Origin of the sequence: Olleya sp. 1-3 (assembly GCF_002836085.1) — a bacterium.
Taxonomy (GTDB): domain Bacteria; phylum Bacteroidota; class Bacteroidia; order Flavobacteriales; family Flavobacteriaceae; genus Olleya; species Olleya namhaensis.
In genome coordinates this window covers 297,743-316,146 of record NZ_PJBW01000058.1, presented here as the reverse complement: position 1 = coordinate 316,146, position 18,404 = coordinate 297,743, and the positions used below count along the sequence as shown (strand labels likewise).

The 18,404-nt window shown below is 32.7% G+C and carries 16 protein-coding genes; 8 read left to right on the top strand and 8 right to left on the bottom strand.

The genetic code is table 11. The features are described from left to right. Positions 1 to 263 precede the first annotated feature (263 nt). Together fbaA and CXF54_RS14450 are read right to left on the bottom strand one after the other, a co-directional pair. Complete coding sequence (gene fbaA / locus CXF54_RS14455; protein ID WP_101204051.1) at positions 264 to 1,331, bottom strand: class II fructose-bisphosphate aldolase; 1,068 nt, start codon at positions 1,329 to 1,331, stop codon at positions 264 to 266. 114 nt (positions 1,332 to 1,445) lie between these two features. Beyond that, positions 1,446 to 3,983, bottom strand: a complete 2,538-nt coding sequence (locus CXF54_RS14450) for a BamA/TamA family outer membrane protein (protein WP_317044451.1) — start codon at positions 3,981 to 3,983, stop codon at positions 1,446 to 1,448. Between the two features lie 163 nt (positions 3,984 to 4,146). On the opposite strand from CXF54_RS14450, the gene CXF54_RS14445 reads away from it, so the two are divergent. Both CXF54_RS14445 and CXF54_RS14440 read left to right on the top strand, forming a co-directional pair. Further along, on the top strand, positions 4,147 to 4,860 hold the full coding sequence (locus CXF54_RS14445; RefSeq protein ID WP_101204049.1) for a TrmH family RNA methyltransferase: 714 nt from the start codon (positions 4,147 to 4,149) through the stop codon (positions 4,858 to 4,860). Positions 4,861 to 4,873: 13 nt separating this feature from the next. Further along, positions 4,874 to 5,197 carry a hypothetical protein gene (locus CXF54_RS14440; protein ID WP_157823475.1) on the top strand — a complete coding sequence of 108 codons (324 nt, stop codon included), beginning with the start codon at positions 4,874 to 4,876 and terminating at the stop codon, positions 5,195 to 5,197. Positions 5,198 to 5,203: 6 nt separating this feature from the next. Here the strand turns inward: CXF54_RS14440 and CXF54_RS14435 are convergent, their stop codons facing one another. Together CXF54_RS14435 and ubiE are read right to left on the bottom strand one after the other, a co-directional pair. After that, positions 5,204 to 5,929, bottom strand: a complete 726-nt coding sequence (locus CXF54_RS14435; protein WP_090837861.1) for a porin family protein — start codon at positions 5,927 to 5,929, stop codon at positions 5,204 to 5,206. Then, complete coding sequence (gene ubiE, locus CXF54_RS14430; protein WP_198551083.1) at positions 5,929 to 6,660, bottom strand: bifunctional demethylmenaquinone methyltransferase/2-methoxy-6-polyprenyl-1,4-benzoquinol methylase UbiE; 732 nt, start codon at positions 6,658 to 6,660, stop codon at positions 5,929 to 5,931. Before ubiE ends, CXF54_RS14435 begins: the two co-directional genes overlap by 1 nt. 115 nt (positions 6,661 to 6,775) lie before the next feature. Between ubiE and trkA the strand changes: the two genes are divergently transcribed. Together trkA and CXF54_RS14420 are read left to right on the top strand one after the other, a co-directional pair. Beyond that, positions 6,776 to 8,125, top strand: coding sequence for a Trk system potassium transporter TrkA (gene trkA, locus CXF54_RS14425; RefSeq protein ID WP_090837857.1), 1,350 nt, complete (start codon positions 6,776 to 6,778; stop codon positions 8,123 to 8,125). Beyond that, entirely contained in the window at positions 8,125 to 9,630 is a 1,506-nt protein-coding gene (locus tag CXF54_RS14420; RefSeq protein WP_101204046.1) for a TrkH family potassium uptake protein, read from the top strand. The genes trkA and CXF54_RS14420 overlap by 1 nt, the downstream gene beginning before the upstream one ends. A gap of 506 nt (positions 9,631 to 10,136) precedes the next feature. Here CXF54_RS14420 and CXF54_RS15740 read toward each other — a convergent pair. Continuing rightward, positions 10,137 to 10,373 carry a hypothetical protein gene (locus tag CXF54_RS15740; RefSeq protein WP_157823474.1) on the bottom strand — a complete coding sequence of 79 codons (237 nt, stop codon included), beginning with the start codon at positions 10,371 to 10,373 and terminating at the stop codon, positions 10,137 to 10,139. Positions 10,374 to 10,423: 50 nt separating this feature from the next. Here CXF54_RS15740 and CXF54_RS14405 point away from each other — a divergent pair, with 50 nt between their 5' ends. Both CXF54_RS14405 and CXF54_RS14400 read left to right on the top strand, forming a co-directional pair. Then, positions 10,424 to 10,687 (top strand): hypothetical protein, encoded by a 264-nt coding sequence (locus CXF54_RS14405; protein ID WP_101204043.1) that lies wholly within the window; start codon positions 10,424 to 10,426, stop codon positions 10,685 to 10,687. Position 10,688: 1 nt separating this feature from the next. Then, positions 10,689 to 10,952 carry a hypothetical protein gene (locus tag CXF54_RS14400; protein WP_101204042.1) on the top strand — a complete coding sequence of 88 codons (264 nt, stop codon included), beginning with the start codon at positions 10,689 to 10,691 and terminating at the stop codon, positions 10,950 to 10,952. 50 nt (positions 10,953 to 11,002) lie between these two features. On the opposite strand, the gene CXF54_RS14395 is transcribed toward CXF54_RS14400, so the two are convergent. Continuing rightward, on the bottom strand, positions 11,003 to 12,193 hold the full coding sequence (locus tag CXF54_RS14395; protein WP_101204041.1) for a pyridoxal phosphate-dependent aminotransferase: 1,191 nt from the start codon (positions 12,191 to 12,193) through the stop codon (positions 11,003 to 11,005). A 30-nt stretch (positions 12,194 to 12,223) separates the two neighbouring features. Then, positions 12,224 to 13,318 carry a fatty acid desaturase family protein gene (locus CXF54_RS14390; protein ID WP_090837850.1) on the bottom strand — a complete coding sequence of 365 codons (1,095 nt, stop codon included), beginning with the start codon at positions 13,316 to 13,318 and terminating at the stop codon, positions 12,224 to 12,226. A 135-nt stretch (positions 13,319 to 13,453) separates the two neighbouring features. Here CXF54_RS14390 and rsmG point away from each other — a divergent pair, with 135 nt between their 5' ends. Then, positions 13,454 to 14,086 (top strand): 16S rRNA (guanine(527)-N(7))-methyltransferase RsmG, encoded by a 633-nt coding sequence (rsmG, locus tag CXF54_RS14385; protein WP_090837849.1) that lies wholly within the window; start codon positions 13,454 to 13,456, stop codon positions 14,084 to 14,086. 60 nt (positions 14,087 to 14,146) lie between these two features. On the opposite strand, the gene metK is transcribed toward rsmG, so the two are convergent. Continuing rightward, positions 14,147 to 15,403: a methionine adenosyltransferase gene (gene metK, locus CXF54_RS14380; RefSeq protein WP_101204040.1), complete on the bottom strand. Its 1,257-nt coding sequence runs from the start codon at positions 15,401 to 15,403 to the stop codon at positions 14,147 to 14,149. A 352-nt stretch (positions 15,404 to 15,755) separates the two neighbouring features. Between metK and CXF54_RS14375 the strand changes: the two genes are divergently transcribed. Then, a complete protein-coding gene (locus tag CXF54_RS14375; protein ID WP_101204039.1) occupies positions 15,756 to 18,335 on the top strand; it encodes a phosphoenolpyruvate carboxylase in 2,580 nt (859 codons plus the stop codon). Positions 18,336 to 18,404 lie beyond the last annotated feature (69 nt).

Sequence of the window (18,404 nt, the reverse complement as noted above, 5' to 3'; positions counted from 1 at the left end):
GTTAGTTTTAGTTTGCTTTACACAAGCGTACAAAATTACTGTTTTTATTAATCAAACTCAAAAATAGTAGTCGCTATCTGTTTGTTGTTACTTTTGAGGTATAAAAAAATCCCGTTTAAGTGCTGTGGTTAATCAGTTTAAACGGAATTTTATTTTATGTAATTATGTTGGCACGCGTTAGGGATTGTAGTGGCATCCTTTTTTGTCTTTTTTCAAAAAAGATATAACGGAAAGCCCGACCCTTGGGTAACGCCAAAATAAAATTATAGTGTATTGACGTTATTTAAATCTTCGAATGCTTTTTTAAGACGCTCTACAAATGTAATTTCTCCTTCTCTTAACCATTTTCTTGGGTCGTAGTATTTTTTGTTTGGAGATTCGGGACCATCTGGGCTACCTATTTGAGACTGTAAATAGTCTGTTTTGTCTGCCATATAATCTCTAACTCCAGTCATAAATGCATATTGCATGTCTGTGTCAATGTTCATTTTTATAACACCGTAACCTATTGCTTCTCTGATTTCTTCTAGAGTAGATCCTGATCCACCATGGAAAACAAAGTCGATATGGTTATGTGGTAAGTTGTATTTTTTAGATAAAAACTCTTGAGAATTTTTTAATATTTTTGGCGTAAGTTTTACGTTTCCTGGCTTGTAAACACCGTGTACGTTTCCAAAAGCTGCTGCAATTGTAAATTGTTCGCTTACTTTGCTTAACTCTTCATATGCATACGCTACTTCTTCTGGTTGTGTGTATAATTTAGACTCGTCTACATCACTATTATCTACACCATCTTCTTCACCTCCTGTAATACCTAATTCTATTTCTAAAGTCATACCCATTTTGCTCATTCTGGCAAGGTATGTTTTACAGATTTCTATGTTTTCTTCAAGTGGTTCTTCACTTAAATCAATCATGTGCGAGCTGTATAATGGTTTTCCTGTTTCTTTAAAATGTTGCTCACTAGCATCCAATAATCCGTCTATCCAAGGTAATAATTTTTTTGCACAATGGTCCGTATGTAATATTACTGGCACGCCATAAGCTTCTGCCATTAAATGTACGTGTTTGGCACCAGCTATACTTCCTGCAATTGCAGCTTTTTGACCGTCGTTACTTAATCCTTTTCCTGCGTTAAATACACCACCTCCATTTGAAAACTGTATAATAACAGGAGCGTTTAAAGCTGCTGCTGTTTCTAAAACACCGTTTATGGTATTAGAACCAACTACGTTTACTGCTGGTAATGCAAAACCTTTTTCTTTTGCTAATTTGAAAATTTCTTGTACTTCTTTTCCAGTAGCAACTCCTGGTTTGATATTGTGAGCCATTTTGTTTTTTTTTAGTTGAATTTGAATAGTACCAAAAGTAACAAAAAATGATATGTTTTATTCATTTTTAGTCAAAAAAGCACGCAAACGTTGTCGGTAATTGGTCTGTTTTTATTAGAAAGGATAGTTGATTCCGATGTTGTAAACAGCGTTACCAAAGTTGTAGTCATTAAACCATCGGCTACCTGTTGGGTAGGATGGGTCGTATGTTTTAAAACCAATATCACCACGCAGTACAAAAAAGCTAAAGTCGTAACGGATACCAAAACCAGAACCGACTGCGATATCTTTTAAAGATTTAAAACCAGAAAATGTAGCATCTTCTTGGTTAATGTCATCAAGGACATTCCAGATATTTCCAGCATCAATAAATATAGCACCATTAAAAGCACCAAATAAATTGAAGCGTTGCTCTGCGCTTAATGCTATTTTTAGATTGGCTTCATTAAACTCGTCAGTTGTAGTTAAACTTCCTGGTCCAAGACTATAGGCAGTCCAAGCTCTGTTATCATTTGCTCCTCCGGCAAAGAAACTTTTAGAGAAGGGGATGTTGGTGGAGTTTCCATAGGGTATTGCAATACCAAAAAAGGTGCGTATGGCTAAAACGTTTTTGTAGCCTAAGCTCCAGTGTTTAATATAATCTAATTCTGTTTTTATGTATTGTGAGAATGCGACATTAAACATCTCGTACTTACCATTGGCGTTTTTTTCTAGTCCTAATATTTTTGATGTTGCAGAAAATAGGTTTCCTGCTAATTCTACACGGGTCCTAAATATAGAGAAGTCTTCGTCTGTTAAGTCGTCTCTATTGTTTTTAACGTAACTAAAATTGGTTGCGAATATAAGGTTGTCTTCCGTTAGTCTTTGTTTTCTTTCGCTAATGGCATTAGCTGTATCTAAATCGTCCTCAGACAAGACACTGTTATAAGTACCATTATCAATAAGGTTTAGAAAACTATCTGCACCAGCAGGTATGCTTAAACTCTCTGATGAGGTTATAAAACCACTAGTTTGGGCAATTGTATTTAAAGAGTTGTATGAGTTTTCATAAACATTAAAATAATTGGCAATATTTAAGTTTTTTACAAATTGAATATTAAATAAATCTAATTTATTGGTTACCTTTTTATTTGGATACCAACGGTAGTTAAACGAGCCTGTAAAGGTCTGTTTATCTAGCCCTATATTGGTTTGACTAGAGGCTGCAACTGTTAAGCTGGTTCTAGGAAACATGAATTTGGGGATTATTTTTTCTGTGTTAAAAGGTGAAAATAACCTTGGGATAGTTAGTTTTAAGTTTGCTCCGATCTCGTTAATATCAAAAAACTTGTCAGTGGAGCTGTTGGAGTCTTTTGAAGCTCCTATAGATGCAAAACCCGATATTTCTAATGTTTCAGCAGCATTAAATATATTTCTAATTAATAGGCTTGGGTTTGCTGAAAACCCGATGGTTTGAATATTACTTTGTAAGGCTTCTGCACTAAACTCTAATTCAAACTTTTTTAATGGTGTTAAGTAGATGTTTGCTGTTAGTGTAGTGTCTTGATTTTCTACGTATGATATGTTAGGGTATTTAAAGGTGCGTAAATCACTAATTTTTCTAGATGTTAAAGGTCTGTTTTTATCCCTAAATACTGTGTTTGGTGTTATAAACACAGCGTTGGTTAATGCTTTTGGTTTGTAGTTAAGTTTTCCAATACTATAGATGTTATAACCGTCAAAAATAGTAGTATCGTTTATGGTCGAGTTTCTGTCTTTAAAAGAGTTGTTGGTGTAAATATTAACATCTTTTACCTTGTAGATTTTAAACTTTTCTGTTCTAGTAATTTCGTCTTCTCTAATAATACGGTCTTCAATAATGGTTTCAATATTCATTTTATTATTACCAAAATTATTGTCGGCTTCAAACTTGACATAATCTTTACTAAAATGATACACACCATTATCACGCATTAACTCCACAATTCTATCTTCTTCGTTATAAACTTTAGATAGACGGTATTGTTCTCCTGTTTTTATTAAGCTTTTGTTTTTGTGTTGGTTGTAAATTTTTTCTACTTCCGGAGATCCTATTTTGGAGTAAATAGTGTCTAATATATAAGCTTCTCCTGTATCTATAATATAATCTATTGTAGCTTTTTTATCATCCCCTTTATTGACTTTAAATTCTGCTTTAGCATCAAACCAACCATTAACTTTATAATAGTTTTGGATGCGTGTAATTGATTTACTAGTTAATGATGTGTCAATAATTACTGGCGCTTCACCACTGCGTTTGATCCATTTATTAAAATTAGATTTAGACTCTATTCTTTTATCTAATTGTTTTCTAGATAAAAAGCGTGATTTACGTTTCATTTTATCGGGATTACTATAGTATTTTTCATTTAATATAGAATCCATATTAGGACGTGCTGTATTGTAAAAATATAGCTTAAGCGGAATGTTTGTGTAGGGGATAGGTAGCCTGCTGTTTGGTTTTTGATACAGCAAGTTGGATATTGTATCGTTAGTTACTTTTTTGTCGTTTATAGTTAACGTGTTTTTTGTTAAAAGGTGTTGGTTTTCTGCAACGCGTTTTACTGAGTCACACCCACTAAGTAGCATTGTAAAAGCTAATAAACCGACTATTTTAAACTGAAAATTTTTCAAAGGAAATGTTTGCTAATTCTAACGTTTAATACAATTTTGATGCCTAATATTTACATCACATTCAAAAATACACTATTTATTGTACAAACAAATTTTAAATAAATAGAAACACACAAATGGTAACTGCATTTTTTTCATTTTCTTTATAAAAATTTTCAAAATTGTGATTTCTAAAAATCAAATTAAAAATATAACGCGTTTAAAGCAAAAAAAATATAGACAACAAGACGGTTTGTTTATTGCTGAAGGCAGAAAGGTTATTGAGGAGTTTTTAAATTCTACTTTTAAATTGGTAGATTTATTTACAACCGAAACTTTTGATGTGGATCAAGAGGTTATTATATCTGAAAACGATTTAAAAAAAATAAGTTGTTTAACCACACCTAACAAAGCATTGGCTGTTTTTAAAATACCAGAAGACTTAAACTTACAGTCTGATGGTTTAATTTTAGCATTAGATAGTGTACGTGATCCCGGTAATTTAGGAACTATTATTAGATTATGCGATTGGTTTGGAGTTGATCAATTGGTGTGTAGTCTAGAAACAGTGGATTGCTATAATCCAAAAGTAGTACAAGCTACAATGGGGTCTTTAACAAGGGTCGCAATACATTATGTGGATCTTGAATCCTATTTACAGAAAATAGATTTACCCGTGTTTGGAGCCTTTATGGAAGGTAAAGATGTGTATAAATCTAAGATGCCTAAAGCAGGTGTTTTAGTTTTAGGAAATGAAGCTAACGGAATATCCAAAGCTATTGAGGTTTGTGTTACTGATAAGATCAGTATCCCAAGATTTGGAGCGCTTCAAGCAACCGAAAGTTTAAACGTCGCTACTGCAGGAGCAATTTTATTAAGTGAATTTAGAAGAGGATAGTCTTAAATTTTTGATGAAAGCATTAAAAGATGAAACAGGAATTATTAAAACAAGCAGATTAGTTGCTGTACTGTCCTTTTTGTTTGGGTCGCTTATTTTGTTGTTTTTTTACCTGACAGAAAACACTCTTTTTATGCTTTTAGGTGTCATTTATCTTTTTGCGGCTGTACTAGTAAATAGTTTGTTTTTAAGTAAGTTGATTTTACAATACTCGAAAAGTGAAGACAATAAAGGTGTTAAGTCTAGTGTTATACTCATGCTTTTAAATATCCCAATAGCGTATGGTTATTATTTGTTCGTAAGGCAGATATTTAGCAGAATACTTGAAATGTTGTAGTAAATGTTACTGCACTGTAAAGTTAATAAAAACGCCACGTGTTTGCATTTGACTAATGTTACCTGTCCAAGGACTATTAGGGTCTCTGTCTCTAATAAGTTCGTCTTTCATGGCAAATACACCTCTAATTGATGGTGTAAATTTAAAGCGATCTAAGTAAAAATCTATACCAAAACCAATTTCAAAAAACTGCATATTTTTTACCATTCTAAAATCTCCAGCAGAGTTGTCGTCAGGGTTTTTCTCGTTACTAGATAAGTTAATCGCTGTAGAGACACCTGCTAAAACAAACGGCTTAAAGTTATTGACACGCTTTGTAGATATTTTTAATAGTAAAGGGAAATAGACATAAGTCGATTTTACCTCACGTAAAAGGTCAGAGTCATTTACTTCGTCATCAAAATCTGCGAAATAATTTTCTTGATACATTAAATTACGTTGTGCAATTACTAAACCTGGCTCTAGACGTAAATCTAAATACTCATTAATACGTAAGTTACCTAAAAGTCCAACATTAAAACCCGTAGTGCGTTCTGTTTGAATGTCTCCAATATTACTGTTGTAATCAAACTTAAAATCTAGATTATTAAATCCTAAGTAATAACCCCAGCTTATTCTAGCTTTGTCTACAGATTCAAGGTTTTTAATTTTTTCTTTCGAAAAAAGTTGTGCTTGAGACACTGTTGTAAATAATAAAGTAAACAGTAACAGGTAGGTGTATCTTGTATTCATTATTGTTTTGATGCTTTGTAAATTGTAGCTACACCAAATGTTTGAGGCATATCTGTAACATTAATAAACCCAATATTACGTAAAATATTGTTCAACTTTTCTCCGTAAGGAAAAGCATTAGCACTTTCGCTTAAGTATTTGTAAGCTGTTTTGTCCTTAGAAAAAAGTTTTCCAACAGTAGGTAAAATTACTTTAGAATGAAATTGGTAGCCTTGTTTAAAAGGAAACTTAGTAGGTACAGATGTTTCTAAAATAACAAAAACACCACCCGGTTTTAATACGCGTAAAATGTCTTTTAATCCGTTTTCTAAAGTTTCAAAATTGCGGACTCCAAATGCTACTGTTATGGCATCAAAACTATTGTCGTCAAAAGGCATGTTCTCGGAATCACCAATAACCATGTCAATTTTTTGATCTAATTTCTTGGCTTTAATTTTTTGTTTTCCAACCTCTAGCATTCCGCTACTAATGTCTAAGCCTATAATTTTTTCGGCACTAGTTTCTGCTAGGTTAATTGCTAAATCACCGGTTCCGGTTGCAATATCAAGGACATTTTTAGGATTGCTAGCTTTGACTATTTCAACAACTTTTTTTCGCCATTTAATATCAATACCAAATGATATTACACGGTTTAAGCCATCATACTCTCCAGAAATGGTGTCAAACATTTTAGCAACTTGTTCTTTTTTGCCTAAGTTACTATTTTTGTAAGGATTTATTTTCGTCAAAATCAATTTTTTTACAAAGATAATGCATTCAGAATAGTCTATAAAACTTCAAAAGAATAAATAATTGACCCTTAAATATTTAAATTAATTATCTTTGTACTCCCATTATTAAATAAATATGAAAATAATTATTGCTGGAGCTGGTGAAGTTGGATTTCATTTAGCAAAATTATTGTCTTACGAGTCTCAAGAAATTACACTTATTGATACGGATAGAGACAGTTTGTCTTACGCGGATAACCATTTAGATATCAAAGTCATAAAAGGTGATGCGACGTCAATTGCTATTTTAAAAGAAGCAAAAATTGACCGCGCAGATCTTTTAATTGGTGTTACAGCATCCGAAACAACAAATATTACAGTTTGTGTTTTGGCCAAACAACTAGGAGCAAAACGTACCATTGCAAGAATCTCTAATACCGAGTTTATTAAACATAAAGATGAGGTAGGGTTTACTAGATTTGGTATTGATGAATTGATTTCTCCAGAAAGTTTAGCAGCATCAGAGATTGAGTTACTTTTAAATCAATCGGCTTTTAAAGATAGTTATGAGTTTGAAGATGGTGCATTAACCATGGTAAGCTTAAAGCTTTCAAGAACCGCAGGTTTTGTTGGAAAAACAGTGAAAGAAGCAGCCGAGTTATTTTCTGAAATACATTTTGTGCCCATTGCAATTCAACGTTTTGGAACACAGTATACAATTATTCCTAGAGGAGATACTGAGTTTAGAGAAGGTGATAATGCCGTATTTATTACGTGTGCAGGTGGAGGAGAAGAGTTATGCAGAATGACCGGTAAAGCCAATACTCCTGTAAAGGATGTTATGATTTTAGGAGGAAGTAAAATTGGTTTTAAAACAGCAAGAGACTTATCTGCTAATGGTTTTAATGTTAAATTAATAGAAAATAATAAAGATGTTGCTTTTGATGTAGCAGATGATTTGCCAAAAGTACTGGTGATAAATGGTGATGGTAGAAATGTAGAATTATTAGAAGAAGAAAATATTAGCGATATGGATGCTTTTATTTCTGTAACTGGTAATTCAGAGACTAACATCATGTCTTGTTTGATGGCTAAGTCTAAAGGTGTAAAGAAAACTATTGCTTTGGTTGAGAATATGGACTATTTTGAATTGTCTCAATCTATAGGTATTGATACACTTATAAATAAAAAACTACTTGCAGCAAATAACATTTTTAGATATATCCGTAAAGGTGATGTTGTTGCAATGACTAAACTTAACAACATGAATGCAGAGTTGTTAGAGTTTAAGGTCAAGTCTAGTTCTAAGATTTGTAATAAATTAATAAAAGACGTTAAGTTTCCTAGATCAGCTATTGTAGGCGGTGTAATTAGACACGGTGAAGGTTTAATAGCTTTGGGAGGTTTTAGGATCGAAGAAGGCGATTATATCGTGGTATGTTGTTTACCAAGATCTATAAAAGAGGTTGAAAAATTATTTTTATAATGAGAAAACGTTTACGTCTTAACTACAAAATAATATTTTATTTTTTCGGATTGTTATTGGTGTTTAATGGTGGCTTTATTTTGTTGTCAGCATTAGTCAGTCTTATCTATGAAGATGGGGTAACATTAAATCTGTTTTTATCCGGTTTTGGAGTGTTACTTTTTGGTCTTTTAGGGATGTTTAATCATCGGGACCATAACAAAGAGTTAAACAAACGTGAGGGTTATATTGTAGTGTCCTTTGGGTGGATTGTAATGTCACTATCAGGTGCTATTCCATATTTAACTACAGGAGCTATTCCAAGTTTTACAAATGCTTTTTTTGAAACCATGTCCGGTTTTACAACTACGGGTGCTTCCATTTTAAATGACATTGAGATTGTTCCAAAAGGGGTATTGTTTTGGAGGAGTTTAACGCACTGGATTGGTGGTATGGGTATTATTGTGTTGGCAGTAGCCATACTTCCATTATTAGGTATTGGAGGGATGCAGTTATTTGCTGCAGAAGCACCTGGGCCGAGTGCAGATAAATTACATCCACGAATTACAGATACAGCTAAGCGTCTGTGGTTAATCTATTTTGGATATACAGCTGCCGAAACTATATTACTTAAGGTAGCAGGAATGAGCTTTTTTGATGCTATAAATCACTCGATGTGTACTTTGTCTACTGGTGGGTTTTCTACAAAAAATGCCAGTGTTGCCTATTGGAATAATAAGCCTATTATACAGTATATTATTATCTTTTTTATGTTTTTGGCAGGGTCAAATTTTGTCTTAAGTTATTTTGCTTTTAAAGGAAAAGTGCAAAAGGTAATCCAGGACGAGGAGTTTAAATTGTACTTCATGTTTGTGGCTATTTTTACTATTGTATCAGCTTTAATTATTTATTTTAGAGCAGATTTATCATTATCGTCTATAGACCATCCAATGGTATGGGGACGTGGAGAGAGTGCTTTTAGACATGCTTTATTTCAAGTAATATCAGTAATAACAACCACTGGATTTGTTACCGCAGATTATACACTGTGGACACCATTTTTAGTTGTGCTTTTCTTTGGGTTGATGTTTTTAGGCGGGTCTGCAGGAAGTACCGCTGGAGGTGTAAAAGTAGTGCGCCACATGGTCTTAATTAAAAATGGGTTTTTAGAATTTAAAAGAACGTTACACCCTAATGCTATAGTACCTGTTAGATATAACAAAAGGGCAATTTCGAAAGAAATTGTATTTAATATATTAGGATTCTTTATTTTATATATGATCTCTTTTATTATCGGTGCTCTTGGTTTTTCTATGATGGGTATTAATTTTGAATCCTCTATTGGTATTGCAGCTTCTAGCTTAGGTAACGTTGGACCTGCTTTAGGGCAATTTGGTCCAGTAAATAACTACGCATCATTACCTGCAATAGGTAAGTGGTGGTCTGCGTTTTTAATGCTAATTGGTAGATTAGAGTTGTTTACGGTGCTTATTTTATTGACGCCTTTCTTCTGGCGAAACAGATAATACAAATTAATTACTTCCATGTATTTTAATGTTGTACTGTAACATTTTAAAGACTACCTCGTCTTTATTATATAACCAATACATCAATCAATCATGGAATTATCAATCAACACACAATCATTAGAACCAGACTCAGTTATTTCTTTTAATAATTATTCAGGTATCTTAAATACAAATTACAAGTCTATTGTTATTTCAAATTATAGAAATTTCAAATCAAAATCTCTGTTTAACAGAAGGCAACAATTAAAAAGTTGGTCTTATAATAGAACTTGTTGTGCCACTGCGACACTTATTAAAGTAGTATTGTTTGCGGCTATGTTAGTATTAATTGCTACTTAATTTTATTAGTCTTTTGTTATTTTCTTTATAAAGAAATGTAACATTTATCAAAAAGCTGCTACTTATATGTAAAGCAGCTTTTTTTTATGGAATAATTTTAAGGTAGTTGAATTAACTTCAACTGTCCACGGATTATTAATGTTTAATTTCTGAAGTCATTCAGACTAAAATTTAGAAATCATGGGAGGAGAAGGCGCAATGATGGCTGCAAACCAGTCGTTAAAAAGTAATAGAAGTATGATGGCAAAACGTAAAGAGAAGTCTTTTAGTTTTGTTACTAATTCTACAGAGAAGACAGAATATAATTTACCAGAAGCGACAGAGGAAGACTTAGTTAAACTGCGTAATAAACTAAAGAAATATAATAGATATAATACTTTTAAATCGATAGTAATTCTCATTGTAACTTTCTTGTTACTTCTCTTTTTTTTTATTTCAATATCATAAAACTATGCCATTAGGAGAATACATGCAGTCGGTTTTAAAGTCGAATAAAAGTATTTTGAGACGTAAGAAAAAGAAATTTGACAACCAGACTTTTGTTAGTAAAGGAACTTTAGATTTTAGTCATTTGCCAAAAAGCAATGCTGATGCGTTAGGTAATATTAAAAAGAATATTATAAAAGAATCTTTTAAGAAAACACGTTTGAAATTTGTGGTGTGCATTTGTATTATGATTGTCCTTGTTGTTTTTATTCTAATTAAAATGAATTAATATGAGTTTTGGAGGTGTACAACATGCTATTTCAGTAATTAAGCAAAATAGAAATTTGATTAAAAAGCACCGAAAAAAATGTGTAGGCTTAGCGGGTGATGATTCTAAAATAACAGAATATAATTTACCGAATATCACAGAGCAAAAGATTCTAATGTTACGCAAGAAACTGCAGCAAGAGCAAAAATTAAGGCGTACTAAACAAGTCGTAGTTTTGTCAGTTGTGATGCTGATTTTAATTGGAACGCTAATATATTATATGTAAAAAAAAAGCTTCACCTAAGTGAAGCTTTTAATAATTTATAGGGTTGCTAGTTAGCTTACCACTTCTTTGATACGCTTAATAGCTTCAATAATTTCTTTTTGTGAAGCCGCATAACTTATTCTGATACAATTAGAATTTCCGAAAGCATCACCAGTTACGGTTGCTACTAAAGCTTCTTCTAGTAAATATAAAGAAAAGTCTGTTGCGTTATTAATTGTTTTTCCTCTTAATGTCTTTCCAAAAAAGTAAGACACATCTGGAAATACGTAAAAAGCACCTTCTGGTGTGTTAGTTTGAAAACCTTCAATGTTACTAAGTAAATCAAGAACTAAATCACGACGTACTTTAAACTCGTCAATCATAAACTTTACAACACTAGGATCTGCATTTAAAGCTGTAATTACTGCACGTTGTGCAATACAGTTTGCACCACTAGTAATTTGACCTTGCATTTTGTTACATGCACGTGCAATCCAATCTGGGGCACCTATGTAACCAATACGCCATCCAGTCATAGCAAATGCTTTTGAGACTCCGTTTACTGTAATAGTGTTGTTAAACATACCATCAATACCAGCCATACTTGCGTGTGCTTTACCTGTATAATTGATGTGCTCGTAAATCTCGTCAGAGACTACATAAATATTTGGATGTTGTCTTAAAACAACCGCCAAAGCTTCTAATTCTGCTTTGCTATATAATGATCCACTTGGGTTACAAGGACTACTAAACCAAACCATTTTTGTTTTTGGTGTAATAGCTGCTTCTAACTGTGCAGGCGTCATTTTAAAGTCTGTATCAATACTTGTTTTAACTTCAACAGGGACACCTTCACTAAGTTTAACAATATCAGAGTAACTAACCCAGTAAGGGCATGGTAAAATAACCTCGTCTCCTTTGTTTAACATAACAGCAGCTATATTTGCTAAACTTTGTTTAGCTCCTGTAGACACAACTACTTGTGGTAACGTATAGGTTAAGTTATTATCACGTTTAAACTTTGTAATAACCGCTTCTTTTAATTCTACATAACCATCTACTGGAGAGTATGAATTATAATTGTCGTTTATAGCTTGGATAGCAGCATCTTTAATAAAGTCCGGTGTATTAAAGTCTGGTTCTCCTAAACTTAATCCAATAATGTCTTTGCCTTCACCTCTAAGTTCTCTTGCTTTTGCTGCCATAGCTAAAGTGGCAGAGGTAGACATGTTTAAAATACGGTCAGAAAGTGGTTGGTTCATTTGTGTGTTGTTATGTTGTGCAAAAATTAATTACGCTATGTTAGGGTTTTGTCCTAACATTTTTAGTTGTTGGTAATGCTCTCCAATAGCTTTCCACATCGTGTTATACTCGTTGTATGGTAAGCTAAATTCATGCGCTGTATCTTTTACTATTTTAGCAATGTTTTTGTAATGTACATGACTAATATGTGCAAATAAATGGTGTTCTACCTGTCTGTTTAATCCACCCGTGTAAAATTCTACTAACCAATTTTTAGGCGAAAAGTTAGACGTTGTAAATAACTGGTGAATGGCCCACGTGTTTTTCATGTTACCGTTTTCGTCAGGTAAAGGCATGTCTGTGTTAGGCATAACGTGTGCTAATTGAAACACAACGCTTAAAATGATTCCTGCAGTATAATGCATGATCAAAAAGCCAATTAATACTTGCCACCAAGCATAGCCTAATGATAAAGGTAGGACTACCCAAATAGTGTAGTATAAGATTTTACCAATAATTAATTTAGTCCATTGGGTTGCAGGCTTAGGGAAATCTCCATAAGATAATTTTCTTTTTAAGTAAATGTAAGTTTGCTTAAAATCTGTAGTGATAGCCCAATTTACAGTTAATAAACCGTAAAGTAAAAAGGCATAATATTTTTGGTATTGGTGAATTTTTAACCATTTAGAATGCTTAGAGAAACGTATGATTCTTCCAGCGTCAATATCTTCATCGTGCCCTTCAATGTTAGTGTAAGTGTGGTGTAACACATTGTGTTGCACTTTCCAGTTATAATCATTACCAGCTAAAATGTGTATGCTACTTCCCATTAAGCGGTTTACCCATTTTTTACTAGAAAAGGATCCGTGATTGGCATCATGCATAACATTCATACCTACACCAGCCATACCAATACCTATAACCATAACAGATATAATTTGTAGCCAAGTTGGTAAGTCAACCGTTAATAACAATACTAAGGGACCTAGTAATAATGTAAACATTACTACTGTTTTAATATATAATTTCCAGTTACCTGTTTTTTTAATCTTGTTTTCTTTAAAATAATTATTAACACGTTTGTTAAGTGTTTTAAAAAATTTTGCAGAGTCTGTTCGAGAGAACGTTACTGTTTGTTTTGTCATCGTAATAGTATTCTTTTTTATCTTAACGAAAAAAATCGCTAAATAATATTTATTACAAAGATAATTAATTAAGCAAAACAGAACCTCCCTTTTTAGTGTTAAAATGCATATTTTTGCCAAAAATTATAAACGACTATGGAGCTGATTTTAAAGTATTTTCCTGATTTAACACCTTTACAAATAGAACAATTTACTAAGCTTGAAGCTTTGTATCAAGATTGGAACCTTAAAATAAATGTGGTTTCTAGAAAGGATATTGACGAGCTGTATTTACGTCACGTATTACACAGTTTAGCGATTGCTAAAATTGTTGATTTTAAAGCAGGAAGTTCTCTTATGGACGTTGGTACTGGTGGTGGTTTTCCTGGAATACCATTGGCTATATTGTATCCAGAATGCGAGTTTCATTTAGTAGACAGTATTAACAAAAAACTAAATGTGGTACGTGAAGTTATGGCAGGTCTTGAGCTTCAAAATGTAAAAGTAACACACTCTAGAGTTGAGGATATTAAAGAAACTTACGACTTTATTATTAGTCGTGCGGTTGCTGCAATGCCAACCTTTGTACATTGGATAAAAGGTAAAGTAGCTAAGGCACAACAAAACGATTTGAAAAATGGAATCCTATATTTAAAAGGTGGTGATTTAACGGAAGAGTTACAAAATTATCAAACCGCTAAGATTTTTGATATTTCAGATTTTTATGAAGAAGAATTTTTTGAAACTAAAAAAGTGGTGCATTTACCTATAAAGTGGAAAGCAAACTAATACATAAAAAAAGCCTCTCAAATATTTTGAGAGGCTTTTTTTATATCAGTAAGTTGGTTATTATAATCCAAACTCAGCTTTTACTTTATCTACGTAGTCTAATTTCTCCCAAGTAAATAATTCAACATCTAAAGTGATGTCTCCTCCGTTTGGTCTTGAAAATGTTTTAGATACTGTTTCGTTTTTTCTACCCATATGTCCGTATGCAGCAGTTTCGCTGTACATTGGATTACGTAATTTTAAACGGTCTTCAATAGCTGATGGACGCATGTCAAATATCTTAGATATTTTTTGAGCAATTTCGCCATCTGTCATATTAAAAGGACATGTACCATAAGTATCAACAAAAATACCCATTGGTTCTACTACACCAATAGCATAAGATACTTGTACTAAAACTTCGTCAGCAACACCTGCCGCAACTAAGTTTTTAGCAATATGTCTTGTCGCATAAGCAGCACTTCTATCTACCTTACTTGGATCTTTTCCTGAAAAGGCACCACCACCATGGGCTCCTTTTCCTCCGTAAGTATCAACAATAATCTTACGACCTGTTAATCCTGTATCTCCATGAGGTCCACCAATAACAAACTTTCCTGTTGGGTTAATATGGTATTTGATGTCGTCATTAAATAACGCTTGGATAGTTTCTGGTAATTTAGCAACTACTCTTGGTATTAATATCTCAACAATGTCTTTTCTAATTTTAGATAACATCACGTCATCTACAGCATCAAAATCGTCATGTTGTGTAGACACTACAATAGCTTCAATACGTTGTGGTGTATTATCATCACTATACTCAATAGTTACTTGACTTTTAGAGTCAGGTCTTAAGTAAGTGATGTCTTTGTTTTCACGACGTAACTCCGCTAATTCAATTAAAATTTTATGAGATAAGTCTAATGCTAAAGGCATAAAGTTTTCAGTTTCGCGAGTAGCATAACCAAACATCATTCCTTGGTCACCTGCACCTTGCTCTTCTTTACTAGCTCTGTCAACACCACGATTAATGTCATCTGACTGTTCATGTATTGCACTAAACACACCACAAGAATTACCGTCAAACATATACTCACTTTTAGTATATCCAATCTTATTAATGGTATCTCTTGCTATTTTTTGTACGTCTAAATACGTGTTTGATTTAACCTCTCCAGCTAATACAACTTGACCTGTAGTTACTAAAGTTTCGCAAGCAACCTTACTGTCTTGGTCAAATGCTAAAAAATTATCTATTAAAGCATCACTAATTTGATCTGCTACTTTGTCTGGGTGTCCTTCAGACACACTCTCTGATGTAAATAAATACGCCATATTTGTTTTTTAAAATGTATATAATAGATTTGACGAAAGCGTCTAAGGAAGTTTACACTGCCTTTAGCATTTTTTAATGAGGTTGCAATCAGTCAAATCCGTCCTCTAAATTTATTGAGGTGCAAAAGTAGCAAAATAAAGTAAGTTATAAAGGTTACTAAAGTTAAAAATAGTTAATTGATCAATTCAAATTATTATTTCAGATTTAGTAAAAATCAAAAAACAGAGGTTAAATTATACATTTCGTATTAAGTAAACGATATAGTATTATAATTCGCAAAATCTTTGGCTAAAATTATATAGTAAACGATTGTTGCTTAACTTTATAAATTAAATAAACTTAAATAGCGTTATGTCTTTACAACCTAAATTAACACGTTTTAATCAAAATGTATTGTCAAAATATCAAATATACAATGGTATTTTTATGACGCTTCCTTTTGATACAATTACAAAAACAGGAGTCTTACTTCCTTTGTTTCATGAGACTTGTAAAAAAGGATTTGATAGTGGAGATAACCCTACCGTGATTGTCGATACTTTTTTTAAAAAATATCAAGCTAGACGTTCGGATTCATCCAAAATAGATTTATTATTTAGGTTTATTCAATATATAGAACGTCAAGTCGTGTTATTTGATGCTATTGAAGATGCTGCATTTCCTATTGTTAATAATATGGAAGGGATAGGTACGCTTCGTAGTTTAAAAGAGAGCGCTGCTGCGGAAGGGAAGCTAGATAAATTACGTCAGTATTTAGAAGAGTTTAAAGTACGCATTGTACTTACAGCACATCCAACACAGTTTTATCCTGGAGCAGTTTTAGGTATTATTACGGATCTTACAGAAGCCATAAAGCAAAATGATTTATTAAGAATCAATGATTTATTGGCACAGTTAGGAAAAACACCATTTTTTAAACATGAAAAGCCAACGCCTTATGATGAAGCGGTTAGCTTGATATGGTATTTAGAAAATGTTTTTTATGAATCCTTCGGAACAATTTACGACTACATCCAGCAAAATATTTTTGATGGTCAGCATATAGATAACGAGATTATTAATATTGGGTTTTGGCCAGGAGGAGATAGAGATGGTAACCCATTTGTAACGCCGGAAATAACAGTAAAAGTGGCAACAAGGTTACACGAAACGATTATTAAAAATTATCATAAAGATGTTAGAAAGTTAAAGCGTAAACTAACTTTTCAAGGTGTTGAGGAGCGTATTTCTAAAATCGAAACTGAGTTATATAAAAAGATTCTTAACGAAAAATCGACTTTAACTTTAGACGGTTTTGTTTCAGAATTAAAAGAAATCAAGCAAGTCATTATTGACAAGCATCAGTCGCTATATGTTACTGAGATTACTAGTTTGTTAAACAAATTACATCTGTTTGGATTTCATTTCTCAAGTTTAGATATACGTCAAGATAGTAGAGTGCATCACACCATATTTACGTCTATGGTAAATAGTATGATAGAAAATGGAAGTAAAGATATACCTGCAAATTATCATGATTTATCAGAGAAGGAGCAAGTAAAACTATTATCTGAGGTAAAAGGTACAGTAGACTTGTCTTTAATTAAAGACGAAGAAACGCTTAAAGCTCTTTATACCATAAAGGCTTTAAAGTCCATCCAAGAGACTAATGGAGAGTTGGCAGCAAACCGATATATTATAAGTAATAATCAAACAACGTTGCATGTTATGCAGTTATTTGCTATGCTAAAATTGGTTGCTTTTCAAGATGATTTAACCGTAGATGTCGGTCCGCTTTTTGAAACTATTACAGATTTAGAAAATGCACATCTAGTTATGGAAGAGTTGTATACTAATCCTGCTTATGCCAAACATTTAAAAGCTAGAGGAAATAAACAAACCATTATGTTAGGGTTTAGTGATGGGACTAAAGATGGTGGGTATTTAATGGCTAACTGGGCTATTTATAAAGCAAAAGAACGCTTGACTGCTATTTCTAGAAAATATGATATTACAGTAATATTTTTTGATGGTCGTGGTGGACCGCCAGCAAGAGGTGGAGGTAAAACGCATAATTTTTATGCATCTTTAGGACCAACTATTGAGGATAAAGAAGTGCAATTAACTATTCAAGGACAGACTATTAGTTCTAATTTTGGAACGTTAGATTCGTCACAATATAATTTAGAGCAATTAATCAGTTCTGGTATTTACAATAGTTTAAGCGATACGGATTTGCGTATGTTACCAGAAAATAGAGTGGTGATGGATAATTTAGCAAAACTGAGTTACCAAGCTTATGTGGATTTTAAAAACCATCCCAAGTTTATATCATATTTAGAACATATGAGTACTTTAAAATACTATGCTAAAACTAATATTGGAAGTAGACCATCCAAACGTGGTAAAGCAGAAGGTTTGGTGTTTGAAGATTTAAGAGCCATACCATTTGTAGGATCTTGGAGTCAATTAAAACAGAATGTACCAGGATTTTTTGGTGTTGGTACTGCTTTAAAGCATTATGAAGATGCAGGCGAATTTGAAAAAGCGCAAAACTTATTTAAAACGTCTAGTTTCTTTAAAACACTAATAGAAAATAGTATGATGTCTTTATCAAAGTCGTTTTTTGATTTGACTAAATACATGAGTGATGATCCAGAATATGGTGCTTTTTGGAATGTTATCCATACGGAATACGTTACTACAAAACGCTTAATTTTAAAGCTTACGGGTTACACGGAGTTAATGGAGGAAGAACCATCAGGGAAAGCGTCTATTAAGGTCAGAGAATCTATTGTATTGCCACTTCTAACTATTCAGCAATTTGCTTTAAAACAAATTCAAGAATTAGAAAAAGCAGAAGTAAAAGACACAGCACTTATTGCAGTTTATGAAAAACTAGTAACACGATCGTTGTTTGGAAATATAAACGCGAGTCGTAATTCGGCTTAAATTTCTTAAAAAATTATTTTTTTTACTAAGGGTGTATGGCAGGTTTGATCTTTTTTCAAACTTGCCATA

What these genes read in the sequence shown, in the direction of transcription:
- fbaA (WP_101204051.1), bottom strand. Translation starts at nt 1,331, where the DNA reads ATGGCTCACAATATCAAACCAGGAGTTGCTACTGGAAAAGAAGTACAA.
- CXF54_RS14440 (WP_157823475.1), top strand. Translation starts at nt 4,874, where the DNA reads ATGAAAGCATTAAAAGATGAAACAGGAATTATTAAAACAAGCAGATTA.
- CXF54_RS14435 (WP_090837861.1), bottom strand. Translation starts at nt 5,929, where the DNA reads ATGAATACAAGATACACCTACCTGTTACTGTTTACTTTATTATTTACA.
- trkA (WP_090837857.1), top strand. Translation starts at nt 6,776, where the DNA reads ATGAAAATAATTATTGCTGGAGCTGGTGAAGTTGGATTTCATTTAGCA.
- CXF54_RS14420 (WP_101204046.1), top strand. Translation starts at nt 8,125, where the DNA reads ATGAGAAAACGTTTACGTCTTAACTACAAAATAATATTTTATTTTTTC.
- CXF54_RS15740 (WP_157823474.1), bottom strand. Translation starts at nt 10,373, where the DNA reads ATGAGAATTACTATCGATTTAAAAGTATTATATCTATTATATTTCTTT.
- CXF54_RS14405 (WP_101204043.1), top strand. Translation starts at nt 10,424, where the DNA reads ATGCCATTAGGAGAATACATGCAGTCGGTTTTAAAGTCGAATAAAAGT.
- CXF54_RS14400 (WP_101204042.1), top strand. Translation starts at nt 10,689, where the DNA reads ATGAGTTTTGGAGGTGTACAACATGCTATTTCAGTAATTAAGCAAAAT.
- CXF54_RS14395 (WP_101204041.1), bottom strand. Translation starts at nt 12,193, where the DNA reads ATGAACCAACCACTTTCTGACCGTATTTTAAACATGTCTACCTCTGCC.
- CXF54_RS14390 (WP_090837850.1), bottom strand. Translation starts at nt 13,318, where the DNA reads ATGACAAAACAAACAGTAACGTTCTCTCGAACAGACTCTGCAAAATTT.
- rsmG (WP_090837849.1), top strand. Translation starts at nt 13,454, where the DNA reads ATGGAGCTGATTTTAAAGTATTTTCCTGATTTAACACCTTTACAAATA.
- metK (WP_101204040.1), bottom strand. Translation starts at nt 15,403, where the DNA reads ATGGCGTATTTATTTACATCAGAGAGTGTGTCTGAAGGACACCCAGAC.
- CXF54_RS14375 (WP_101204039.1), top strand. Translation starts at nt 15,756, where the DNA reads ATGTCTTTACAACCTAAATTAACACGTTTTAATCAAAATGTATTGTCA.